Genomic DNA, 20,600 nt, shown 5'->3' on the forward strand with positions numbered 1-20,600 from the left:
TAGCTAATGATCGGACTGGTCATCGTCAAGTCTTGCCTCCTGGCGATATCCGCCCAAACGCCGCAGCAGCATGACTTGTCCACAAATTCTGTGGATCGTTTGGGGGATGGATAGAGGATGACAAGGCTGTGGCATCCTCGAAGGGCCGCGATCACTGGCATGGCGGTCGCGCGGGATCGCCAACATGGATCGTCGGCAGACGGCTCGTCCGGCCAAGGCTACTCGGGTCGGACGGCCAGGGCGCGCGCCTTTTCGGTCGCGGCGAGCAATGCGTCCTTGATCGCTTTCGAAAAACCTGCCGCCTCGGCCGCCTCGATGCCCGCCGCCGTGGTGCCGCGATAGTCGCGGTATGCGGCGACAAGGGCCGGGGCATCCGCGATCCGGCCCGCCAGCATGGCGGCCCCGCCGCATACCGCAGCCTCAGTCGCGCGCCAGGCGATCCGTTCGGGTACGCCCTGCCCGGTCATGAACTCTGCCATTGCCATGGCCATGAGCGCCGGATAGGCCGCGCCGGACCCCGGCAAGGCCGTCATCAGGTCCATCTGCGCTTCATCACCAATCTCGTCCGAGGTGCCGATGGCGGACAGGATGGTCGTGACAGCTTGCCGATCTTCGGCCGTGACGCCGTCATCGGCCCACCACGGCGTCCAGGACCCGCCGATCTCGGCGGCGGCATTGGGCATGGCCCGGACGATGCGACCACCACAGGCGGCCAGCCGATCGGCCCCGACCCCCGCCATGAAGGACAGGACAAGCTTGTCGGTCGCGTGCAGCTGCAGCGCGGGCCAGTCGTCCGGCCGGACCGAAACGACAACCACGTCCGACAGCCCGACCAGTTCAGCGCAGTCCTGCGCCCATCTCACGGAATGGCCGTGATAGGTCGCGCGGGCGCCGCTGCGGTTGGCGACCACCAACTGATCCGGCCTCACGATCCCCTGGGCCAGCAGCCGACCGCCAAGAGCCGATCCCAGCCAACCCGTGGCGCCGATGATCCCTATGCGCATGATGCCTCCGTCCTGCGGGCTGCCCTTCGGATTGCCAGCCTTATCACCCCTGCCCCTGGCGAATCCCGGCATTGAAGCGGGCGATTTCGCGTGGTTCGGGATCCTGGCCCGTATAGATCCTGACGTACATGGGGATGCGGGCAAGACGGGTTTCGATATCTTCCCTGGCCTGCATCGAGATATAGCCGATCTGGACCAGATAGACGGTGCGGGCACGGATATCGGCCTCGTCGGGATGGTTGCCCCACTTGACCAGCATGGCGGCTATGGCCTGAAGGCGCGCCTCGTCCGCGGCCTTCACACGGTCGGCCACGCCCTCGTCCTGCAAGGCCCAGCTTCGCACCGCAAATTCCAGACGGGAATCAAAGGTGTTTGCCGCCAGGAAGCAGGTCAGCACATTCAGCATCGCCTCGGATACCGTTTCGGCATAGCGCGAGGTCGCATCGACCAGCGGCTTCGTGGTGCGCTGTTCCCAGCCGTCGATCAGGGCCGCCAGCAGCGCTTCGCGATCTTCGAAGAACCAATAGAAGCTGGTGCGTGCCAGGTTCAGCCGCTTGGCAAGAGGCAGGATCTTCACGGCATCAACGCCGCCGTCGATCAGCGCCTGATAGCCGACCTCGAGCCAGCCCTCGCGAGAGCCGCGCCATCCCTTTTCCGCTGCATCGTCACGCTTCATGGCTGATGGGTACGCGGTCACACCCTGTCGAACAAGCGAATTGTTCATCATGATCTGTGGCAAGTTCATTTATGTTTCCCTTGTTGACATAGGTGTACATTTTGAACATGATTCATCCTGCACGTTGATGCTCAGGCAGACCCATGGCGACCGACCCCCTTCTCCAGCCCTTCCAGCTGAAGCACCTGACGCTTCGCAACCGGATCATGATCACCAGCCATGAACCGGCCTACCCCGAGGACGGGATGCCCAAGGGGCGTTACCGCGCCTATCATGTGGAACGTGCGAAGGCCGGGGTGGCGCTGACGATGACGGCGGGTTCGGCCTCGGTGTCACGGGACAGCCCGCCGGTCTTCAACAACATCCTGGCCTGGAAGGACGAGGTCGTGGGCTGGATGCGGCAGCTTGCCGACGAATGCCACGACCACGGCTGCGCGGTGATGATCCAGTTGACGCATCTGGGCCGGCGCACCCGCTGGGACAAGGCCGACTGGCTGCCGGTGGTATCGCCCGGTCATCAGCGCGAGGCCGCGCACCGGTCCTTTCCGAAGAAGATGGAGGACTGGGACATCGCCCGCATCATCGGCGATTATGTCGATGCTGCGGAACGGATGAAGGCTGCGGGCCTGGACGGGATCGAACTGCAGGCCTATGGCCATCTGATAGACCAGTTCTGGTCGCCGCTGACCAATGACCTGGACGGCCCTTATGGCGGCGATCTGGATAACCGGCTGCGCTTTACCTTCGACATCCTGCGCGGCATCCGCGAACGCTGCGGGCCGGACTTCATCGTGGGCGTGCGCTATACCGGGGACGAATGCCTGCCGGGGGGCCTGGATGCGGGCGACGGCATCGCCATCTCGCGCAAGCTGAAGGAAAGCGGCCTGGTCGATTTCCTGAACGTGGTGCGCGGCCATATCGACACGGATGCGGGACTGACCGACGTGATCCCCGTCCAGGGAATGCGCAACGCACCGCATCTGGAATTCGCGGGACAGATCCGCCAGGCGACGGACTTTCCCACCTTCCATGCCGCCAAGATCCCCGACGTGCCGACCGCGCGCCATGCCATCGCCTCGGGCCTGGTGGATATGGTCGGCATGACCCGCGCCCATATCGCCGATCCGCATCTGGTCCGTAAGATCGTCGAGGGACGCGAGGACGAGATCCGCCCCTGCGTCGGCGCGAACTATTGTCTGGACCGCATCTATCAGGGGGGCTTCGCCTTCTGCCTGCACAACGCCGCCACGGGCCGAGAGGAGACGATGCCCCATACCATCCCGTCCGCGCCTGTTCGTAAGCGCGTCACGGTGGTGGGGGCCGGTCCCGCCGGCATGGAGGCCGCCCGCGTCGCCGCCGAACGCGGCCATGCCGTGACCGTCTTCGAGGCTGCGGACCAACCCGGCGGCCAGATCCGCCTGACCGCGCTGCAGGAACGCCGCCGAGAGATGATGGCGATCATCGCCTGGCGCCAGGCCATGTGCGAGCGTCACGGCGTGTCCTTCCGCTTCAACATCGTGGCCGAAGCGGGCGACGTCCTGGCCACCAACCCCGACGAGGTCATCATCGCCACCGGCGGGCTGCCCCATACCGAGGTTCTGGCAAAGGGCAACGACCTTGTCGTGTCGGCCTGGGACATCCTGTCGGGCGACGTGAAGCCGGGCCAGAACGTCCTGATCTTCGACGACGCGGGCGACCACGCCGCGCTGCAGGCCGCCGATCTGATCGCCGGGACCGGCGCGCGGGTCGAGATCGTCACCCCCGACCGCGCTTTCGCCCCCGAGGTGATGGCGATGAACCTGGTCCCCTATATGCGCAGCCTGCAGGCCCGCGACACCACCTTCACCGTCACCTGGCGGCTGATCTCGGTCGAACGAGAGGGCAACCAGCTGCGGGCCACTCTGGGCAGCGACTATGGCAAGGTCACGCGTGACCGGATCGTGGACCAGGTGGTCGTCAATCACGGCACCCGCCCGCTGGACGATCTGTATTTCGACCTGAAGCCCTTGTCGTCGAACGGCGGAGAGGTGGATTACGAGGCCCTGACCACAGGCGGGCTTCAGGACGTCCGCACGAACCTCAGCGGCAGTTTCCGCCTGTTCCGCATCGGCGATGCCATCGCCGCCCGCAACACCCATGCCGCGATCCATGATGCCCTTCGACTGGTGAAGGATCTTTAGGATCATCAGACGCGGCGCCGTCGGGTCGGACGATGCGCCTGCCAGTCAGTTGCCGCGTGGTGAAAGGCAAACCGGGGGCCGGTTCCAAACGGCGGGACAGCCACCCCCATGCCACCGGACCGGAGGGATCCACAGGTCCGCCTTGAGAGTTGCAGCAAAGCCAGCGAAGCGCCGCAGGCAGGCGCCATGCGCCTGTTGGTAAAGAACCAGGGGAGACAGGAAAAGCCATGACCGGACAAGACATGGGATGGGCGATAACGCTCATGCGGGTCGGCTATCTGGGCCGGAGATTGGTTTATCTGGCGGTTGCGGGCATATCGCTTTATTCGATCTGGCGAGGAGGCCAGGCGCAGGACACGTCCTCCGCGCTTGGATGGCTTGAAAATACCTGGGGAGGAGGAGCGGTCCTGTTCCTCATCCTGGTGGGGATGCTGGCCTATGCCATCTGGCGCGTGGTCGATGCCGCCTACGATCTTGAAGACTATGGCAAGGATGCCAAGGGCGTGGTCGCCAGGGTCGGGATGGTGGTGACCGGCGGCATCCATCTGGGGATCGGCATCCTGGCTTTTTCCCTGCTGTTCGGCCGTGGCGGGACCGGGCAAGGCTCCGGCATTCCGGGTTATGTCGGAGCCGTGATGCAATGGCCCGGGGGCCGCTGGATCATCGGCCTTGTCGCCCTTCTCATCCTGGGGGCAGGTGCTTATTACCTGCGACAGGGCTGGTGCAACGAATATCGCAAGCACCTGCGGGCGAATGATTTCACGACCCGCTGGAATTCGATCCTAAAGGCGGGCGTGATGGCTCATAGCCTGGTCATCGGCGTGATCGGGTTGCTGTTCCTGTTTGCGGCATGGCGTTCCAATCCCCAGGAAGCAGGAGGCGTCGGGGAAGCCTTCTCGTGGCTTTCGAGCCAGGCCTATGGACGGTTTCTTGTCATCGCCGTCTGTGTCGGCCTTGTGGGGTTTTCGATCTTCTGTTTCGTCAACGCCGCCTATCGGATCGTTCCGAAAGCCTCGGGGCCGGACATCCAAAGCCTGGCCGATGCGCTGAAGCGCAGGCTTCCGGTGTGAGGTTTGCGGGCTTCCCATGACATCGACGAAGGCTGCAAAGCAGCAAAAAGGAACCGCCTTCCTTGCTTCACGGTTGTCCTTGCTAAGAGGATGAACCCCATTCAGGGAAGGATGGCGCCATGCGTCGGATCATTCGCAACTCAACGGCCATCGCAGCCTGCCTGTCGCTTTTGCTGCCGCAACTTTCGCAAGCCTGGGCGGACACCCCTGTTCCAGAAGGCCAAGCGGCGGATCGAAGCACGATGCCATTGCTTCTTGCCCAGGCCGAACGGGACGGGCCGCCTGTCCGCCGGGGTCAGTCCCAGCCGCCTGAACGCCAGGCGGATCGGCAGGGGCAGCCCCAAGCTGAACGAAAACCGCAGCGGGCAGGAAAGCAGGCGCAAGCAGAAAAGCCTGGGCAGGGACGTGAACAGTCGAACGACAACGCCGCCAAAGGATCGGGCGAACGACCAGAGCAAGCCCGTCAGCCTGCTGCCCAGCGGGCCGCTGCGCAGCCGCAAGACGAACAGCAGCAGCGCGGGAATGCGAAGGAAAAGCAAGAGCGCCCTGCCCGGCAACCCGCCCAGCAGGAACGGCGTCCCGTGCCGCCTCAGGAACGGGCCGATCAGAAGCAGCAGAACAAGACCCCCGGCCGTGCTGAAGAACGTGCAAGGCCCCAGCCCAACAGGGAAGCACGTTCAGGGCGTGAGCAGGCCGAGCGCCGTGAGCAGGCGCCGCGCGAGGGAGGCGGGCAGCGTGCCGGGGCCGGCAACCAGCAAGCGAACGCCCCGGCGCAGCGTCAGCAGCGCCCGTCCGAGGGGCGGGCACCACGACAACAGGCTGATGACGCCGGCGGCCGGCAGCAGGCACGCCAGCCTGCGGCCCGTCCTGCGGGAAATGCCCGCAATCAGCAACCGCTGCCAGAGGTGCGGCAGGATCAACAGCAGACCAACATGACCACCCGACGCGAAGGCGCAGCCCAAAGGGCGGGCCAGCAGGTGCCCCGGCAGAACCGGCAACCCCAGGCAGTCACCCCCCAAGGCGAAGCCGCCCGTCGCGCCGCGCGTGAAACCCGCGCCGCCCGTGCCGCCGCGCTGAATGAAGACCGGCGGGGCCGCATCGTGGAGCAGCGGATCACCCGCGAGAACAGTCGATCGTCGGACGAGGATTTCCAGACGAACCTTCGTGACGTCCTGCGGGCCCGGGATCAGCAGCGCGCCGAGGCCCGCGCGGACAACGATGACGACCGCAACGATCTTGTCAAAGCGCTGCTGCTGGGATTGGGCACGGTGGCGGTCGGCTCTTATCTCAACAACAACAGGCAGGTGGCCCTGGCCACGCCCGACCGGGTCGTGGTGACAGAGGCGGATGGCAGCCAGCAGGTCATCAAGGACGAGGTCGCGCTTTTGCGCCAGCCGGGATCGACCGTGACGACCGAAAACTTCGATGACGGATCGTCGCGAACCGTCGTGACCCGCGCCGACGGCAGCCGGGTGGTGACCATCCGCGATGCCGACCTGCGCGTCCTGCGGCGCACGCTGATCTCGCCCGACGGCTCTCAGACGCGCCTCATCGACGATACCGCCGAAGTGGAACCGGTGGATATCGCCACGCTTCCTGCCCCGGCGCCGGTTTATGGCAGCGTCACCCAAGACGACGAGGCCGCCTTGCGAGAGGCCCTCAGAAGCGAGGTGGACATCGACCGCCGCTTTACCCTGGAACAGGTCCGCAGCATTTCCGAGGTCCGTTCCCTGGTCGCCCCCGTCAACATTGATGCCATCACCTTCGACAGCGGTTCGGCTGCGATCTCACCGGATCAGGCGCGGCAACTGTCAACGCTGGGCAATGCCATTCAGGATGCCATCGCCGAAAACCGGCAAGAGATATTTCTGATCGAAGGTCATACCGACCTGGTGGGTTCGGATGCGGCAAACCTGGCGCTGTCCGACCGCCGGGCCGAGTCCGTGGCCCTGGCACTGTCTGAATATTTCCAGGTCCCGCCCGAGAACCTGGTGGTCCAGGGATACGGCGAGCAGTACCCGCAGATCCGTCGGGAAGGCGACATCCGAGAGAACCGACGCGCGACCGTTCGCCGGATCACGGATCTGCTGCAAACCGCAGATGCGCAGTGACGGCCTTGTTCAGCGGGACGTCACCTGCCCCTCGGGTCGCGTCTCGGACCATCGTTGCAGGCGCAAGGGCAGCCTGCTTACCACTGTCACGCAGGCCTGACACCAGCGTCAGCCGTTCTTGACCAGCCGCATCAGGGTCATCATGCCCAGTGGCGGCAAGGTGCGTTCCTCCATCAATGTCAGGCTCGCTTCGCCGAGCACCCGGGAACGGTCGAAATCGGAATGCCAGCCCAGGAGGTCCGCAAGGGGCGCGGCAATCCGTTCGGCCAAGGCGATGGCGCCGCTTGTCCGGGCGAAATGGTTGACGATGACGACGCTTCCCCCAGGGCGAACCACCCGGGCGATTTCGGACATGACCTTTTCGGGATCGGGCACCACCGAGATCACATGCATGGCTGCAACGTGATCGAAGCTGTTGTCCGGGAAGGCCAGTTCGCGTGCGTCCATCCGGTAGAGTGCAGCCACATTCGCAAGGTTTTCGGCGTCCACCTTTGCCCGTGCCTTTTCCAGCATCTCGGCGCTGTAATCGACGCCCGTCACTTTCACCTTCGGGCCATAGTGGCGCAGGGCAAGGCCGGTGCCCACGCCGATCTCCAGGACCGAACCGCCCATCTCGCTCAGAAGCGCGGTGGCCCTGTGGCGTCCGGCATTCGTCACCGCGCCGAAGGTCCGGTCATAGATCGGCGCCCAGCGGGCATAGGATCTCTCGACAGCCTGCAACTCCATTCATGCGTCCTTTTGTGACTGACGCCGCCGAAGCCGGATCCATCCGGCCAAGAGCAGCAGCAGATAAGCAAGGTCCAACAGCACCAGTGTCAACCAGGGATAGGTCAGCAGTGCCGCCCCCACTGCCACCGCCCCGATCAGAAGAAGGCGTGCCTGGTCGGGGCGGACCCGGACGGGGCGGATGGCCGGCGTGGGCAGACGGCTGACCATCAGGGCCGCGACAACGACGATCCAGAAAGCGGAAGCAGGACCGGGCAGGACCGCGCCGGGAATCAGATTGGCAACGAAGATCGGCAGCAGGGCCAGCATCGCCCCAGCGGGCGACGGAACCCCTGTAAAGGACGTCTTGGGCATGGCCGATGCAAGCGCATCCCGACTGCTGATGTTGAAGCGCGCCAGCCGCAGGGCGCAGGCCGTCGCATAGACCAGGGCGGCGATCCATCCCAATCCTCCGGCACCCCCATAGGCCCAGAAGTGAAGCACAAGAACCGGGGCCACGCCGAAATTGACGAAATCGCAAAGCGAGTCGAGTTCGGCCCCCATGGCGCTTTCGCTTCTCAGCCGACGCGCCAGGCGTCCGTCCAGGCCGTCAAGCACCGCGGCAAGGATGATCAAGGCCGCTGCCCGGTCGAATTCTTCCACGCCGGCAAGGCGGATTGCCGTCAGACCTGCGCAAAGCGCCGCAAGCGTCAGGATATTCGGCAGCAACTGCACCACGGACAATCGAGGGCGGCGATCCGGGTGCTGGCTCATCGTCAGTCCATCCGTGCAGGACGCGCAGGCCCGGCAAGGCCAAGTTCGGCGATGACGGTTTCGCCCGCGACCATCGTCTGACCGATGGCGACCAAGGGGGTCACCTCCGGCGGCAGATAGACATCAAGCCGCGACCCGAAGCGGATCAGCCCGAAACGCTCGCCCGTCCTCAGGTCCTGGTCCTTCTTGGTCCAGCACAGAATTCGACGCGCCACAAGGCCGGCGATCTGCACGACAGCCAATTGTCGGCCGTCAGCCAGTTCCAGGCAAAGCCCGTTGCGTTCGTTCAGGTCGCTGGCCTTGTCCAGCGAGGCATTGAAGAACCGCCCGGGGCGATAGGCCACCGCCAGCACGCGACCTGCGATGGGTGCGCGGTTCACATGGCAATTGAACACCGACATGAAGACGCTGACGCGTGTCAGCGCAACGGGCTCCATCCCCAGTTCGGCCGGTGGCACCGCTTCCTCGATCAGCGAGACAACACCGTCGGCGGGGCTGACGATCAGGCCCTCGGCCTGCGGCACCGCCCGTCGCGGATCGCGAAAGAAGTAATAGCACCAGACCGTCAGCCCCACCCCGATCCAACCCAGCGGCTCCCACAAGAAAAAGAACCCCAAGGTCACAAGCGCGAAGATCGGCAGGAACCGGAATCCCTCCGGGTGCATCGGCTTGAGGAAAGTGCCCCACATGGTCATGCGTCGGTTGTCCTGCTGCCGTTGACGGTCCGGCGCGCATAGCAGCCCGGCAAAATGGGGTCAAACGAAGACGACGCTTTTCTGCCCGGTTGCGACATTGCCCACCAGGCACCGTCCCGCCAGCTAGCGCCGCATCGGAGAAAAGGTGTGCAGGTTCCAGCCGCTGCGGAACTTTTGCGTCACCTGACGCTTTCTCGAACAGGAGCGCAACAAGGCGCCTGGAAAAGGATGATCTGATGCGAGTTTTGACGGCAAGCTTGTGCGGCGGCATGCTTTTTGTTCTTGCGGCCTGTGGTGACAACGCTACCGAAAGAGCCGCGACCGGCGGCCTGGGGGGGGCGGTCATTGCCGGTCCCGCCGGAGCGGTCGTCGGTGGAACCGTCGGTGCCGCCACCGCCAATTGATCGACCCCTGCATCTGAAACGGCCGCGTCCCACGCGGCCGTTTTTTGTTGGCCTTGCGGGACCTTTCCCCTTCCCCTACATCTGGGAAGCAAAGGCAGAAGGACATCCCCATGGCCATGGAAGCCCATGACATCGAAGCCCTCATACGGGCGGCATTTCCCAACGCGCAAATCACGATCACCGATCTTGCAGGCGACGGAAACCATTACGCGGCCGAGGTGATCGACGAAAGCTTCCGGGGTCAGAACCGTGTCCAGCAGCAGCGCGCCGTCTATGCCGCCCTTCAGGACAAGATGGCGGGGAAATCGGGTGAGCTGCACGCCCTGGCATTGACCACCAAAGCGCCTGACTGAGGACCTGCCCCTTGGCCAGACCATCAGACACAGGATGAAAGAGATGACAGAAGTAACTGACAAGATTCAAGGAATCGTGGACAATGCCGATGTGGTCTTGTTCATGAAGGGGACCAAGGAAATGCCCCAGTGCGGATTCTCCAGCCGTGTGGCAGGGGTTCTGAACTACATGGGCGTCGATTACCGCGACGTGAACGTGCTGGCTGACGACGACATCCGCCAGGGTATCAAGGATTTCTCGGACTGGCCGACGATCCCGCAACTGTATGTCAAAGGCGAATTCGTCGGCGGCTGCGACATCGTGACCGAGATGACCCTTTCGGGCGAACTGGATCAGCTTTTCGATCAGAAAGGCGTGGGTTACGACAAGGCCGCAGCGGACAAGATCCGCGAAGCGAACGCCTGACGATCTAGACATGACATCAAAAGGGCCGCCCAAGGCGGCCCTTTTTCACAGGATGTCGTCTTCGTAATCGTCGTCATCCTGCTGTTCCCGCAACTTCGAGGCAAGCGTGACGCCGATTGCAAAGGCTCCGATCAGCTTTGCCATGCTGGCAGCATTGCTGCTGTTCGCGCGTGACAGGGTGTCCCTTGCGTCTTCCACCTTGTGGCGCACTGTCTGGATGTTGCCCGGGGTGAAGCCGACGGCCTGTGCCGCGTTCCTGGCCGCGCCGAAGACCCGGCGCTCGGTATCGTCCGCCAGCTTGTTGGCGCGATAGCTGGCCTCGTCCATGAGGGAACTGACCTTGTTGCCGGCCTTGTCCAGCATCCGGTCGGCCTCCGCCCGCGCCCGTTCGACGGCAGCGTCGGTGGCAAGGGTGACGCGTGCCTCGACCTCCTTGCGCAGGTCCTCCTTGGTCGGCATTTCGTGCTGGGTCCGCTTGGACATGACGAACAGCACGACGCCGATCAGGATGAACAGCACGGCCACGCCCAGGGATGCCAAGGCCGGACCCCAGTCCAGATCATGCGCAAGAAACGACCAAAGGGCGGCGATGAGAAAGCCTGCGGCAATGGCCAGGACAAGCCCGGCCACCACCTTCATCGCAGACCGACGCGCCGTGTCCTTGAGAGCCAGTTGAAGACGCTGCGCATAGTCGAACATGGAAACGTCCTCAGCGACGGGCCAGGATCAGGCCGACAAGGAAGCCGATGCCGGCGGCGATGCCCAGGGCTTGCGCAGGATTGCGCCGCACCATTACGGACACCTCGTCATAACGCTCCTCGGCGTAATGGGCGACTTCCGACGCTCTCTGCTGGCTGGTCTGGTAAAGACGCTCGGCCTCGGCCCTGGCGCGGCCTGCATATTCTCCGCCAGCCTCACGGGCGCGCTCGACATAGTCCTGCGCCGTATCGCGAGCGGTCTGGGCCATTTCCGCGCCGCGGTCCTTCAGGCTGCCTGCGGCAGAGTTCTGCGACATCTTGTCGGCAGTATCGCGGATGTCGTCGCCGACCTTCTTGGCGCCTTCGTTCAGATCCTTCTTCGCCTGCTGCCCGGCAGCCGTGGCGTCTTTCTTCATGTCATTTGAGGTGGGATTGTATTCAGCCATGTCAATGTCCTCCGGTGTGTTGTCACCATCGGAACCTAAACACGCCGAACATGGCCATTGTTCCGAGAACGGAAAGAATAACTGAACGCAAGGGCTTGGAAGGATGGTACCGCCTCCCCGGCTCGAACGGGGGACCTCTAGATCCACAATCTAGCGCTCTAACCAACTGAGCTAAGGCGGCACGGATGCGTTCTCTAACGCCGGTTTGACCCCGTTGCAAGCCCGTCTTGCCGTGAAATCGCACGCGGGATACAGAAAGCCATCACAGAAGGATAATGGTCATGGGCATCAACAGCCAGAGCGACATCGCAGCCAATCTCCAGATCGGCCCCACCGACCAAGGGATGGTGCGGATCTATGTCGAGGCAGAAGGGGTTGACCTGCCCCTGGACTTCGATCCCGAGGAAGCGACCGAGATCGCCGAGGAATTGCTGGCGGCCGCCGAAGCGGCGCGCGACATGGGCAAGACCGGGGGAAAGCCTAAAAAGCCCCGGCGCTGAACGCGTCGGGATCCGTCAGGCCCTGCAGCCGCAGGGCCGAGGCGCGGGCGAAATCGCGCATGATCCTGCTGCGGCGTGCCCCCGCCAGCCGCGTTTCCGGCGCCATGCGCTGGATCTCAGCCCCATAGGCATCGGCGCAGATCAGGCCTGTATCGGGTGGCAACAGTTCGGACGGGAAGTCGCAATCGACGGCCCAGAAATAGCGGTCGCACCATTCGACATACCCCTGCCACTTGCGGTCGCCCATGAAGTCGGCGCGGCAGCTCTTGCATTCGATGATCCAGAATTCGCCTTTTGGCCCCATGCTGATGACATCGACCCGCAAGCCGCGGACCGGCGTGAATTCAGTCAGGACCGCATGATCCATGCTGCGCAGCAGCCGCCCGACGCCGCGCGCAAGACGTTGGCCCGGCATCGCCGGAAGGGTCGGATCCATCTGTGTCATGACGGTTCTTATAGAACGAAGAGGAAACATCCTTCAACCCGCTTGAACCGCCCCTGGCCCGTGCCTATCTTCCGGGATGGCGGGTTTCTGCTCTTCTCGCGTGTGGCCATTTTTCCACTGGCCTATAATCTTTCCGAGGGGGCTGGCTCTGGCGTGACCCTGGTCTCGTTATCCGGCGCCCACCTGGTAATCCAGGCTTTCGGGAAATCTCGTGCTGCCGCGGTTGCTGCGGTTCCCGCCACCAGTTGAAACCGCCCTGCCCCGCAGCGGCGGTTTTTCCATGCGAAAAGGGCGGCCTTGCGGGCCGCCCTTCGTTCGCTTGTCCGTCGCTTGACTTAGAAGCCGTAAACGACCGAAACGCCCAAGGTGTTGTCCGTGCGGATCGGACGGTTTTCCTGGTATTCGGTGGTATAGCTGACGCGCGTCGCCAGCTGATCCGACATCTGGAAGTTCACGCCGAACTGGTTGGTGATCACGTCATCCGAATCTTCCGACGACAGATAGTCGGTGTCGTTGGTGATGAAGACCATGTCGTTGAAGCGGTGGTACAGGCGCGACGACACGATGTAGCCGACGCCGCTGTCGGACGAATCCGTGACTTCTTCGCGGACAAAGACGCCGTCGCCATCCGGATCCACCAGATCGAAGCCCGACTTCTGCGCGCCGGTCTGGGTATAGCGGTAACCGATACCGGCCTGAACGCGCCATGCGGTCTGTTCGGTGTTGATCACGCGATAGCCCGGACCCACGCCGATGAAGCCGTCACGGGCGAAGTCGCCCAGGTCATCTGCGACGTCGGCATCGCCGGCGGGGTTTGTAGGATCGTATTCGTCCCCGTTTGCCAGACCGTCGATGCTGAAACGGCCCAGGACGAAGGCATAGAAGCGGTCGTTGAAGTAGTAGGCGCCATCATAGATGACCGACACTTCTTCCTTGTCCTTGTCGCCGTCTTCGTCTTCGCCGAATTCAAGCAACATGCCGACCGACTGCTGCCAGGGACCGGCGTTGTTCGACACGCGGCCCGCCAGCGAGAAGTCCTGGCTTTCGTCGTTGCCGGTGCTGCCCGCATAGGTCAGAGCAAGCGAGCCGAACAGCCCTTCGCGACGATCCGGGTTGCCGAAGCGCGCGTCATCGTTGTCGCGGTCGAAGTCGTCCTGGACGGCGTCCTCGACATCGATGATGCGGTCGTTGATGCCGGAAATGCCGGTGGCGTCCGCGCCAGCGGCAATCTCGGTCTGGGCGAAGGCCGGGGCGGAAAGGGCGGCCATCAGCGCGGCGGAGCCGGTCAGCAGCGTAATTTTCTTCATCTCATCCTCACGAGCTGAGTTTGGTTGTTCTGAACGCCGTTCGGACGCCAGAGCATCTCTGCGAAAGATGAAGTAATACCACCTGTCCTTGGTTCACAGACCCCCGAGAATCATGACAGCTTCCCGAAAACGTGAGGGTCAGCGGCGCGGCAGGTAGTAGGCAAAATCATGCTGAAACATGGTGTTGATGACTTCACAGGGAACCGAATACCTATTCCCTGAAGTAGTTAACGCATCTAAATAAAAGTATCCTGCTACGCAAAAGAAGATAATCCCGGGCTGACCCGACCTCTGCAATAAAGCCGTGACTGCCTATTCGGAGGGCAGTTTTTCAAGATGGGTCATTTATGCAATCTGTTGCATAATCGACACGATAATCAACCTTTCGTGTCAGACCTGCACGTTGCCGCTATTTTCGACCTGCGCGTGCGACGGATCTTTGCGGAACGGCGACCATCCTGGGACGTAAGATCCAGGCGCGCCTGCCTGTAGAAGGGGGCGTTTCCGCCTGCATCATCACGACAATCGCAAACTGGACGCCTGCGAAGACGATGGCGTTGAAGAACACCAGCATGCACAGGGCCAGCCAGCCCGACGGGCTGTTGAGGATCAGGTGGCGCAGATGCCCCACATCCAGGGCCAACAGGGCGGCAACGAAGCAACAGGCCAGTGCAGCGCCGATCAGGACACTGCGAATATAGACGCGAACCATCATCGGCATGGCGGACCCCATAAGGCAGAAGCCTAACATATAGGGCATCCGCGCCAGAAATGCAGGAAAAATCGCTGGGTCAGAAAGCCTCGGGACGCAGTTCGCGGGCGACGTGGTCCAGCACGGCATTGACGAACTTCGGCTCTCGGCCATCGGGGAAGAAGGCTTCCGCCAACCGTACATATTCGGTGATGACGACCCTGGGCGGGGTTTGCGGCGTCACGAGTTCGGCGCCCGCCGCGCGGAACAGAGCGCGCAGAACCGGATCGATCCGGTCGATCGGCCATTTCGCGACCAGGCCCCGGTCCGTCGCCTGGTCGATCCGCGACTGCCAGTTCACCGCCGAATCCACGATGCGGCCGAACAATCCTTCGTCTGCGGGCAGGTATTGGCCGTCCTCATCCTCGGCGCCCAGGCGATGGATCTCGAATTCCCGCATCACGCGGTCGGCGGACTGGCCGGCTGCTTCCATCTGATAAAGGGCTTGAACCGCATAGAAACGCGCCCCGCTGCTTTTCGCCCGGCGGTCGGCGCGCTTGTCGGTCGGCTTGTCGTCGTTCGGGTTCATGGGATCAGGCCTTGCACAAAGACCGGCTGCAATGGAACGAAAGCCGCCCCGCGTCAAGCCCCGGAAGGCAGGGGCGCGCCCATGGCCTCGGCCAGGCGGGCGACATAGCGGGCCAGGGTGTCGATCTCGAGGTTGACGGCATCGCCCTGGGCGACCGCGCCCCAGGTTGTCACCTGCCGGGTATGCGGGATCAGATTGACGCCGAAGCGATTGCCCTCGACCTCGTTCACGGTCAGCGAGGTGCCGTTCAGCGCGACCGAGCCCTTGGGCGCGATATACCGGGCCAAGGCGGCCGGGGCCTCGAAGGTCAGGCGCAGGCTGTCGCCTTCGTCCTGCATGGCGATCACGCGGGCCACGCCATCGACATGCCCGCTGACGATATGGCCGCCCAGTTCGTCGCCCACCCGCAGCGCGCGTTCAAGGTTCAGGCGCTTTCCAACCTGCCAGCCCTCCGCGCCGATATTCGTCTTGGACAGCGTCTCGGCCGAGATATCGACCGCGAACCACCCCTGCCCCTTGTCCACCACCGTCAGGCAAACTCCGTCGCACGCGATCGAGGCGCCCATATCGACGGTCGCCATGTCATAGCCGCAGTCGATCCGGGCGCGCATGTCGCCGCGCATCTCGACTGTTGCGACCGTGCCGATATCCGTGATGATGCCTGTGAACACGCCAAAACCTCTTTCCTTCGGCAAAGACCTAGGCGATAGCGTATTTCAGCGCAAGCATCGTACGCTCCGCCGTCTGCCCCTGCCGCGCTGCTGACAGGAGGGGGTCGTGCTTCAGGATCGTCACACATCGTCTCGAACATCCGCCGCGCCTCAGCGCGTGTCGCGTGTGTTTCTGCTGCTGCAGGGTCCGCACGGACCCTTCTTCGACCGCCTGGGCCGGCTGCTGCGCGCGTCAGGTGCGCAGGTCTGGCGCTGCGCCTTCAACGCAGGGGACGAATTCTTCTGGTCCGACCCCGCGCATCTGCTGCGCCACACGGGCAGCGGGGCCGACTGGCCCGCGCATCTGGACCGGATCATCGCCGAAAAAGGGGTGACGGATATCGTCCTTTACGGCGACGTGCGTCCCATCCATGCCGCCGCGCGCATGGCGGCGCAGGCCGGGAACCTGCGGCTGCACGTCTTCGAGGAAGGCTATCTGCGTCCCTTCTGGATCAGCTATGAACGCGGCGGCTCGAACGGCCATTCGGCCTTGCTGGACATTTCGCTTTCGGACATGCGGGCCACCTTGCGCGACACGACGGCCGAGATCCGCCACCCGCCCGCCCATTGGGGCGACATGCGCCAGCACAAGGCCTATGGCGCCTTTTATCACTTCCTCGTCCTGGTTGCGAACCGCCGCTATCGCCAGTTCGCCAGCCATCGCTCGCTTCCCGTCTTTCACGAATTCCGGCTGAACCTGGTCCGGCTGATGCTGACGCCGTTTCATTCGCTGACCCGTGCGGTCCAGTGGCGACGCTTCCGGCTGTCGGGCCACCCCTATCTGCTGGTGCCGATGCAACTGGAGCATGATTCGAACATGCTGGGCCATTCCCCCTTCGCCGGGAACAGGGATTTCGTCGAACGGGTCATCGCGGAATTCGCCCGTTCCGCGCCCCGCCATCAACACCTGCTGTTCAAGGCGCATCCGCTGGAGGACGGGCGGGCCAGGAACCGCAGGTCGATCCGGGAGATCGCTGAACGGCACGGGGTGTCAGACAGGGTGCATTACTTCCGCGGCGGCAAGCTGGCCGACATGATGGCCCACGCCCGCGCGATCATCACCGTGAACTCGACCGCAGCCCAGCAGGCGCTGTGGCGCGGCCTGCCCGTCAAGGCCCTGGGCCGCGCGGTTTATTGCAAGCCGGGGCTGGTGTCGGGTCAGTCCCTGTCCGATTTCCTGGCCCATCCCCAGCAGCCGGACACCACCGCATATCGCATCTTCCGCAATTACCTGCTGCAGACCAGTCAGGTGCCGGGGGGGTTCTATTCACGCCGGTCCCGCGCCCATGCGCTGCGGCTGGTCGCAGACCTGATCCTGGCACCCGAGGATCCGTACCAGGCCCTCGCCTCTGGGCGCTTCCACCGTCGCCAGCAGATCGGCGAAGTTCTGGACTAGGGTTCAGGAATGTGTGGCGTCCGCGTCCCGCCCAGTCTAGATTGCGCGCACAACCGGACGTCAAGTCCGGGCCAAGGAACAGGAGTTTTTGAGAGGTGACAGTGAAGCTTTCTCCTGCCCGTCCAGGGGCGGGCGTGGCCATGCGCATGGTCCTGATCGCCGCCATGACATTGCTTGCGGCATGCAGCCTGCCGCGTTCCGGCCCAAGCAAGAACGAGATCTATTCGGGTGCTGTCGAAAAGGGCGGCAACACGCATGTGATCTATGTGAACGATCATGTCGCCCGTGCCACGAACTTCGCCCCGTCCTATGGCTTTTCCAACAGCTTCCTGCGCGCCGGGCAGGTCGGCGCGGACGAGATTCGGGCCGGCGACGTGCTGGGCCTGGCCATCTGGGAAAACGTCGATGACGGGCTGCTGACCTCGCTTGGGGCCAGTTCGACCGCCTTGCAGGAAATCCAGGTGGACAGCGGCGGCTATATCTTCGTGCCCTATGCGGGCCGGGTGCAGGCGGCGGGCAACACGCCCGACCAGTTGCGGCAGATCATCACCGAACGGCTGGCGACGCAGACCCCCGACCCGCAGGTGACGGTGGCCCGCGTGGCGGGCGACGGTGCCACGGTGTCGGTCATGGGCAAGGTGACGGCACAGGGCGTCTATCCGATCGAACGCCCGACCCGGACGTTGTCGGCCATGCTGGCGCGGGCGGGCGGCGTGTCGATCGAACCCGAGATCGCCGTCATCACCGTCAAGCGCGGCAACGACAATGGCAAGGTCTGGCTGACGGATCTGTATTCCAACGCCAGCAACGACATCGCGCTGCGCCCCGGCGATGTCATCCTGGTCGAGGAGGATCAGCGCAGCTTCACCGCCTTGGGCGCGCTTGGCGGCCAGACCCGCGTTCCCCTGGGGAACGAGATGATCAACGGGGTCGAAGCCGTGGCCATGGTGGGCGGCCTGAACTCCAACCTGGCCGATCCGACCGGTGTCTTCATCCTGCGGGATGAGCCGGAATCGGTCGCGTCCCGCGTGCTGGGCAAGACCGTGTCCGGATCGCAGCGCATCGCCTATGTGCTGGACCTGACGCGGCCCAACGGGCTGTTTCTGGCGCGCGACTTCCTGATCCGGGACGGGGACACGGTCTATGTGACCGAAGCGCCCTATGTTCAGTGGCAGAAGCGGCTGGCCGCGCTGATAGGGCCGATCAATTCGGCGAACTCGCTGCAGAACCTGACCCAGTGACGCGCGGATGACCGACGATCTGAAAGCCGCCGGTGAAAAAACCCGGCGGCTTTTCGCGTTCAATGCCGGATTCTGGCGCGGCGCGCGCCTGCGGCGCATCCTGTCGCTTGCAGGATGGGACCTGCGGCTGGGCCTGCCGGGCGGGGACGACCGCGTGGCGATCTGGGGCGCCAGCCCGACGGCCTGGCGCGATCGTGCCGTCGCACGCCGCACCGGCGCAGGCCTGGTCACGGTCGAGGATGCGTTTCTCCGATCCGTCCTGCCGGGCCGCGCGCGGGGTCATGTCGCCCGGCGCGGACCGATAGGCTTGCTGATCGACCCGCTGGGTCTGCACTTCGACCCTTCCCGGCCTTCGTTGATCGAAAGCCTGATCGTCCGGGGTCGGACAGCAGGGCTGGAACAGCGCGCCCGTGACGGCATCGCCCGCCTGCGGTCGGCGGATCTGTCGAAATACAACGCGCATCGTGCCGAACTGTCCGCGCCTGAACCCGGCTATGTCCTGGTGATCGACCAGACGCGCGGCGATGCGTCGCTGATGGGTGCGGGGCGGGAGCGGTTCCTAGCCATGCTGGATGCCGCCCGGCGCGAACACCCCGGCCGCCCCATCCTGCTGCGCAGCCACCCCGAAACGATCCACGGCCTGCGCCCGGGTCATCTGGACCGCACTGACCTCAGGCCGGGCGAGATGCTGTGCGACCAGGAAATCTCGCCCTGGCGGCTGCTGGAAAACGCCCGGGCCGTCTATTCCGTCAGCTCTCAACTGGGGTACGAGGCGATCCTGGCCGGTCACAGGCCGCGCCTGTTCGGCCAGCCTTTCTATGCCGGCTGGGACCTGACGCAGGACGAAATTCCCCTGCCCCCTGGACGGCGCGGCCCGGCCACGGTGGAAGCCCTGTTCGCCGCCAGTCATCTTCTGGCTCCGGTCTGGTACGACCCCTGCCGCGACCGGCTGTGCGACTTCGAAACTGCCCTGGACCAGATCGAGGCCGAGGCGAAAGCCTTTCGCCAGGATCGGGACGGACATCTGGCCTATGGGATGCGCTTGTGGAAACGCCCCGCCATTGCGCGCGCCTTCGGGGACGGCGCGGGCGTGCGCTTTGCGGCGCGGCCATCGCCGGAAGTCACGCTGGCCTGGGCGGGCAAGGCTGCCTCGGTGCCGGGCGCGATCCGGGTCGAGGATGGGTTCCTGCGTTCCCGCGGGCTGGGGGCGGCACTGACGCCTCCCTTGTCGCTGGTGGCCGACGATCTTGGCATCTATTATGATCCGACCCGCGAAAGCCGGCTGGAACGCCTGGTCGCGTCGGGGCCGCCCCCTGGCGGCAACACCCGCGCCGCACGCCTGATTGCGGCGATCCGCACGGCGGGCTTGTCGAAATACAACCTTCCCGGCGGCTATTGCCCTGTCCCGACCGACCGCAGGCGGATCCTGGTGCCCGGTCAGGTCGAAGACGACGCATCCATTCGTCTGGGGGCCGGGGCGGAACGCACGAACCTTGATCTGCTTGCCCGTGTGCGCCGCGAAAACCCGGATGCGCATCTGATCTTCAAGCCCCATCCCGATGTTGAAGTCGGCCTGCGCCCCGGCACCGTCATGGCAATGCCCCTTGCAGACGAGGTGGCGGTCGCCGCCGATCCCATCGCCCTGCTGGCCCATGTGGACGAGGTCTGGACCATCACCTCGACCCTGGGGTTCGAGGCGCTGTTGCGGGGTGTCCCCGTGACGACCCTGGGCGCCCCCTTCTATGCAGGCTGGGGGCTGACGCGCGACCTTGGCCCGGTGCCTCCGCGCCGCACTGCGCGGCCCGATCTGGCGGGCTTGGTCCATGCCTGCCTGATCGCCTATCCGCGCTATCGCGACCCCGTGACCGGCCTGCCTTGCCCGGTGGAGGTCGCCGTGGACCGGCTGCGCGGGGGCATGAGCCCGCGCCCGCCAGCCCTGCGCCTTCTGGCCAAGCTGCAGGGGACCTATGCCGGACAAGCTTGGATATGGCGGCGCTGAGCGAAAAAGGAAAATTGTCGTCGGGCCGCCGCTTCTTTCCGAACGTCACCTGTGTCGTTCAGCCTGGGCAGGACAAGGATTTTTCCAAGCCCCGTTGATGCGGAACGCCGTTCTCCGGTACCGCCCATCAACGCAAGGCCGCGTTCCTTGGCAAGTCCATGCCCTGTTGTTAACTCTTGCCGGCAAACAGGAAAGTCGGC

At 64.3% G+C, this 20,600-nt stretch carries 22 protein-coding genes and 1 tRNA gene; 9 read left to right on the plus strand and 14 right to left on the minus strand.

The annotated features are described in order from the left end of the window. Positions 1-218 precede the first annotated feature (218 nt). Positions 219-1,004, minus strand: a complete 786-nt coding sequence (locus tag IEX25_RS12620; RefSeq protein WP_188715343.1) for a pyrroline-5-carboxylate reductase family protein — start codon at positions 1,002-1,004, stop codon at positions 219-221. A 43-nt stretch (positions 1,005-1,047) separates the two neighbouring features. Beyond that, positions 1,048-1,680, minus strand: coding sequence for a TetR/AcrR family transcriptional regulator (locus IEX25_RS12625; RefSeq protein WP_188715345.1), 633 nt, complete (start codon positions 1,678-1,680; stop codon positions 1,048-1,050). A 143-nt stretch (positions 1,681-1,823) separates the two neighbouring features. Between IEX25_RS12625 and hpbA the strand changes: the two genes are divergently transcribed. Beyond that, positions 1,824-3,860, plus strand: coding sequence for an N-methyl-L-proline N-demethylase HpbA (hpbA, locus tag IEX25_RS12630; protein WP_188715346.1), 2,037 nt, complete (start codon positions 1,824-1,826; stop codon positions 3,858-3,860). Positions 3,861-4,087: 227 nt separating this feature from the next. Next, the gene (locus IEX25_RS12635; protein WP_188715349.1) at positions 4,088-4,930 is read left to right on the plus strand and encodes a DUF1206 domain-containing protein; all 843 of its coding nucleotides are present in this window, start codon (positions 4,088-4,090) and stop codon (positions 4,928-4,930) included. Between the two features lie 677 nt (positions 4,931-5,607). Here IEX25_RS12635 and IEX25_RS20095 read toward each other — a convergent pair. Continuing rightward, positions 5,608-5,850, minus strand: a complete 243-nt coding sequence (locus tag IEX25_RS20095) for a hypothetical protein (RefSeq protein ID WP_229665168.1) — start codon at positions 5,848-5,850, stop codon at positions 5,608-5,610. A 12-nt stretch (positions 5,851-5,862) separates the two neighbouring features. Here IEX25_RS20095 and IEX25_RS20100 point away from each other — a divergent pair, with 12 nt between their 5' ends. Beyond that, entirely contained in the window at positions 5,863-7,041 is a 1,179-nt protein-coding gene (locus IEX25_RS20100; RefSeq protein ID WP_229665169.1) for an OmpA family protein, read from the plus strand. Between the two features lie 108 nt (positions 7,042-7,149). On the opposite strand, the gene IEX25_RS12645 is transcribed toward IEX25_RS20100, so the two are convergent. Genes IEX25_RS12645 through IEX25_RS12655 form a run of 3 tightly spaced genes read right to left on the minus strand, consistent with a single transcriptional unit; the run spans position 7,150 to position 9,260 of the window. After that, positions 7,150-7,767, minus strand: coding sequence for a class I SAM-dependent methyltransferase (locus IEX25_RS12645; RefSeq protein ID WP_188715353.1), 618 nt, complete (start codon positions 7,765-7,767; stop codon positions 7,150-7,152). Further along, complete coding sequence (locus tag IEX25_RS12650; protein WP_188715355.1) at positions 7,768-8,520, minus strand: CDP-alcohol phosphatidyltransferase family protein; 753 nt, start codon at positions 8,518-8,520, stop codon at positions 7,768-7,770. Positions 8,521-8,522: 2 nt separating this feature from the next. Next, complete coding sequence (locus tag IEX25_RS12655) at positions 8,523-9,260, minus strand: phosphatidylserine decarboxylase (RefSeq protein ID WP_268236151.1); 738 nt, start codon at positions 9,258-9,260, stop codon at positions 8,523-8,525. A 469-nt stretch (positions 9,261-9,729) separates the two neighbouring features. Between IEX25_RS12655 and IEX25_RS12660 the strand changes: the two genes are divergently transcribed. Further along, positions 9,730-9,972, plus strand: a complete 243-nt coding sequence (locus tag IEX25_RS12660) for a BolA/IbaG family iron-sulfur metabolism protein (protein ID WP_103171110.1) — start codon at positions 9,730-9,732, stop codon at positions 9,970-9,972. A gap of 43 nt (positions 9,973-10,015) precedes the next feature. Continuing rightward, positions 10,016-10,378: a Grx4 family monothiol glutaredoxin gene (gene grxD, locus IEX25_RS12665; protein ID WP_188715358.1), complete on the plus strand. Its 363-nt coding sequence runs from the start codon at positions 10,016-10,018 to the stop codon at positions 10,376-10,378. Positions 10,379-10,423: 45 nt separating this feature from the next. On the opposite strand, the gene IEX25_RS12670 is transcribed toward grxD, so the two are convergent. From IEX25_RS12670 to IEX25_RS12680, 3 genes are all read right to left on the minus strand, one after another. After that, positions 10,424-11,077, minus strand: a complete 654-nt coding sequence (locus IEX25_RS12670; RefSeq protein WP_188715360.1) for a phage holin family protein — start codon at positions 11,075-11,077, stop codon at positions 10,424-10,426. Positions 11,078-11,087: 10 nt separating this feature from the next. After that, positions 11,088-11,492 (minus strand): ElaB/YgaM/YqjD family protein, encoded by a 405-nt coding sequence (locus IEX25_RS12675; protein WP_229665171.1) that lies wholly within the window; start codon positions 11,490-11,492, stop codon positions 11,088-11,090. Positions 11,493-11,626: 134 nt separating this feature from the next. Next, a tRNA-His gene (locus IEX25_RS12680) sits at positions 11,627-11,703 on the minus strand. A 100-nt stretch (positions 11,704-11,803) separates the two neighbouring features. Between IEX25_RS12680 and IEX25_RS12685 the strand changes: the two genes are divergently transcribed. After that, complete coding sequence (locus IEX25_RS12685) at positions 11,804-12,022, plus strand: DUF6324 family protein (RefSeq protein WP_103171308.1); 219 nt, start codon at positions 11,804-11,806, stop codon at positions 12,020-12,022. On the opposite strand, the gene IEX25_RS12690 is transcribed toward IEX25_RS12685, so the two are convergent. The 5 genes from IEX25_RS12690 to IEX25_RS12710 all read right to left on the minus strand — a co-directional run bounded on the left by IEX25_RS12690 (position 12,003) and on the right by IEX25_RS12710 (position 15,725). Beyond that, positions 12,003-12,458 (minus strand): MmcB family DNA repair protein, encoded by a 456-nt coding sequence (locus IEX25_RS12690; RefSeq protein WP_158247935.1) that lies wholly within the window; start codon positions 12,456-12,458, stop codon positions 12,003-12,005. The two genes, IEX25_RS12685 and IEX25_RS12690, sit on opposite strands and share 20 nt — an antisense overlap. Positions 12,459-12,802: 344 nt before the next feature. Then, the gene (locus IEX25_RS12695; RefSeq protein WP_188715363.1) at positions 12,803-13,774 is read right to left on the minus strand and encodes a DUF481 domain-containing protein; all 972 of its coding nucleotides are present in this window, start codon (positions 13,772-13,774) and stop codon (positions 12,803-12,805) included. Between the two features lie 409 nt (positions 13,775-14,183). Beyond that, positions 14,184-14,489, minus strand: a complete 306-nt coding sequence (locus IEX25_RS12700; RefSeq protein WP_229665173.1) for a hypothetical protein — start codon at positions 14,487-14,489, stop codon at positions 14,184-14,186. 76 nt (positions 14,490-14,565) lie between these two features. Beyond that, positions 14,566-15,054, minus strand: a complete 489-nt coding sequence (nusB, locus tag IEX25_RS12705) for a transcription antitermination factor NusB (RefSeq protein ID WP_188715367.1) — start codon at positions 15,052-15,054, stop codon at positions 14,566-14,568. A 53-nt stretch (positions 15,055-15,107) separates the two neighbouring features. Continuing rightward, positions 15,108-15,725, minus strand: coding sequence for a riboflavin synthase (locus IEX25_RS12710; protein WP_188715369.1), 618 nt, complete (start codon positions 15,723-15,725; stop codon positions 15,108-15,110). A 157-nt stretch (positions 15,726-15,882) separates the two neighbouring features. Here IEX25_RS12710 and IEX25_RS12715 point away from each other — a divergent pair, with 157 nt between their 5' ends. The 3 genes from IEX25_RS12715 (at position 15,883) to IEX25_RS12725 (ending at position 20,400) form a co-directional block, all read left to right on the plus strand. Further along, positions 15,883-17,160 (plus strand): capsule polysaccharide biogenesis protein, encoded by a 1,278-nt coding sequence (locus IEX25_RS12715; protein WP_188715371.1) that lies wholly within the window; start codon positions 15,883-15,885, stop codon positions 17,158-17,160. 140 nt (positions 17,161-17,300) lie between these two features. Further along, entirely contained in the window at positions 17,301-18,401 is a 1,101-nt protein-coding gene (locus IEX25_RS12720; RefSeq protein ID WP_370463865.1) for a polysaccharide biosynthesis/export family protein, read from the plus strand. 7 nt (positions 18,402-18,408) lie between these two features. Continuing rightward, a complete protein-coding gene (locus tag IEX25_RS12725; RefSeq protein WP_188715373.1) occupies positions 18,409-20,400 on the plus strand; it encodes a capsule polysaccharide biogenesis protein in 1,992 nt (663 codons plus the stop codon). The last annotated feature ends 200 nt before the right edge of the window (positions 20,401-20,600 follow it).

The organism is Paracoccus acridae, from assembly GCF_014642735.1.
In the GTDB taxonomy this organism is placed as follows: Bacteria; Pseudomonadota; Alphaproteobacteria; order Rhodobacterales; family Rhodobacteraceae; genus Paracoccus; species Paracoccus acridae.

Bases quoted from the DNA above. Each gene is read 5' to 3' on its own strand.
- IEX25_RS12620 (WP_188715343.1), bottom strand. From the start codon at position 1,004: ATGCGCATAGGGATCATCGGCGCCACGGGTTGGCTGGGATCGGCTCTT.
- IEX25_RS12625 (WP_188715345.1), bottom strand. From the start codon at position 1,680: ATGAAGCGTGACGATGCAGCGGAAAAGGGATGGCGCGGCTCTCGCGAG.
- hpbA (WP_188715346.1), top strand. From the start codon at position 1,824: ATGGCGACCGACCCCCTTCTCCAGCCCTTCCAGCTGAAGCACCTGACG.
- IEX25_RS12635 (WP_188715349.1), top strand. From the start codon at position 4,088: ATGACCGGACAAGACATGGGATGGGCGATAACGCTCATGCGGGTCGGC.
- IEX25_RS20100 (WP_229665169.1), top strand. From the start codon at position 5,863: ATGACCACCCGACGCGAAGGCGCAGCCCAAAGGGCGGGCCAGCAGGTG.
- IEX25_RS12645 (WP_188715353.1), bottom strand. From the start codon at position 7,767: ATGGAGTTGCAGGCTGTCGAGAGATCCTATGCCCGCTGGGCGCCGATC.
- IEX25_RS12650 (WP_188715355.1), bottom strand. From the start codon at position 8,520: ATGAGCCAGCACCCGGATCGCCGCCCTCGATTGTCCGTGGTGCAGTTG.
- IEX25_RS12660 (WP_103171110.1), top strand. From the start codon at position 9,730: ATGGCCATGGAAGCCCATGACATCGAAGCCCTCATACGGGCGGCATTT.
- grxD (WP_188715358.1), top strand. From the start codon at position 10,016: ATGACAGAAGTAACTGACAAGATTCAAGGAATCGTGGACAATGCCGAT.
- IEX25_RS12670 (WP_188715360.1), bottom strand. From the start codon at position 11,077: ATGTTCGACTATGCGCAGCGTCTTCAACTGGCTCTCAAGGACACGGCG.
- IEX25_RS12675 (WP_229665171.1), bottom strand. From the start codon at position 11,492: ATGAAGAAAGACGCCACGGCTGCCGGGCAGCAGGCGAAGAAGGATCTG.
- IEX25_RS12685 (WP_103171308.1), top strand. From the start codon at position 11,804: ATGGGCATCAACAGCCAGAGCGACATCGCAGCCAATCTCCAGATCGGC.
- IEX25_RS12690 (WP_158247935.1), bottom strand. From the start codon at position 12,458: ATGGATCCGACCCTTCCGGCGATGCCGGGCCAACGTCTTGCGCGCGGC.
- IEX25_RS12695 (WP_188715363.1), bottom strand. From the start codon at position 13,774: ATGAAGAAAATTACGCTGCTGACCGGCTCCGCCGCGCTGATGGCCGCC.
- IEX25_RS12700 (WP_229665173.1), bottom strand. From the start codon at position 14,489: ATGATGGTTCGCGTCTATATTCGCAGTGTCCTGATCGGCGCTGCACTG.
- nusB (WP_188715367.1), bottom strand. From the start codon at position 15,054: ATGAACCCGAACGACGACAAGCCGACCGACAAGCGCGCCGACCGCCGG.
- IEX25_RS12720 (WP_370463865.1), top strand. From the start codon at position 17,301: ATGCGCATGGTCCTGATCGCCGCCATGACATTGCTTGCGGCATGCAGC.
- IEX25_RS12725 (WP_188715373.1), top strand. From the start codon at position 18,409: ATGACCGACGATCTGAAAGCCGCCGGTGAAAAAACCCGGCGGCTTTTC.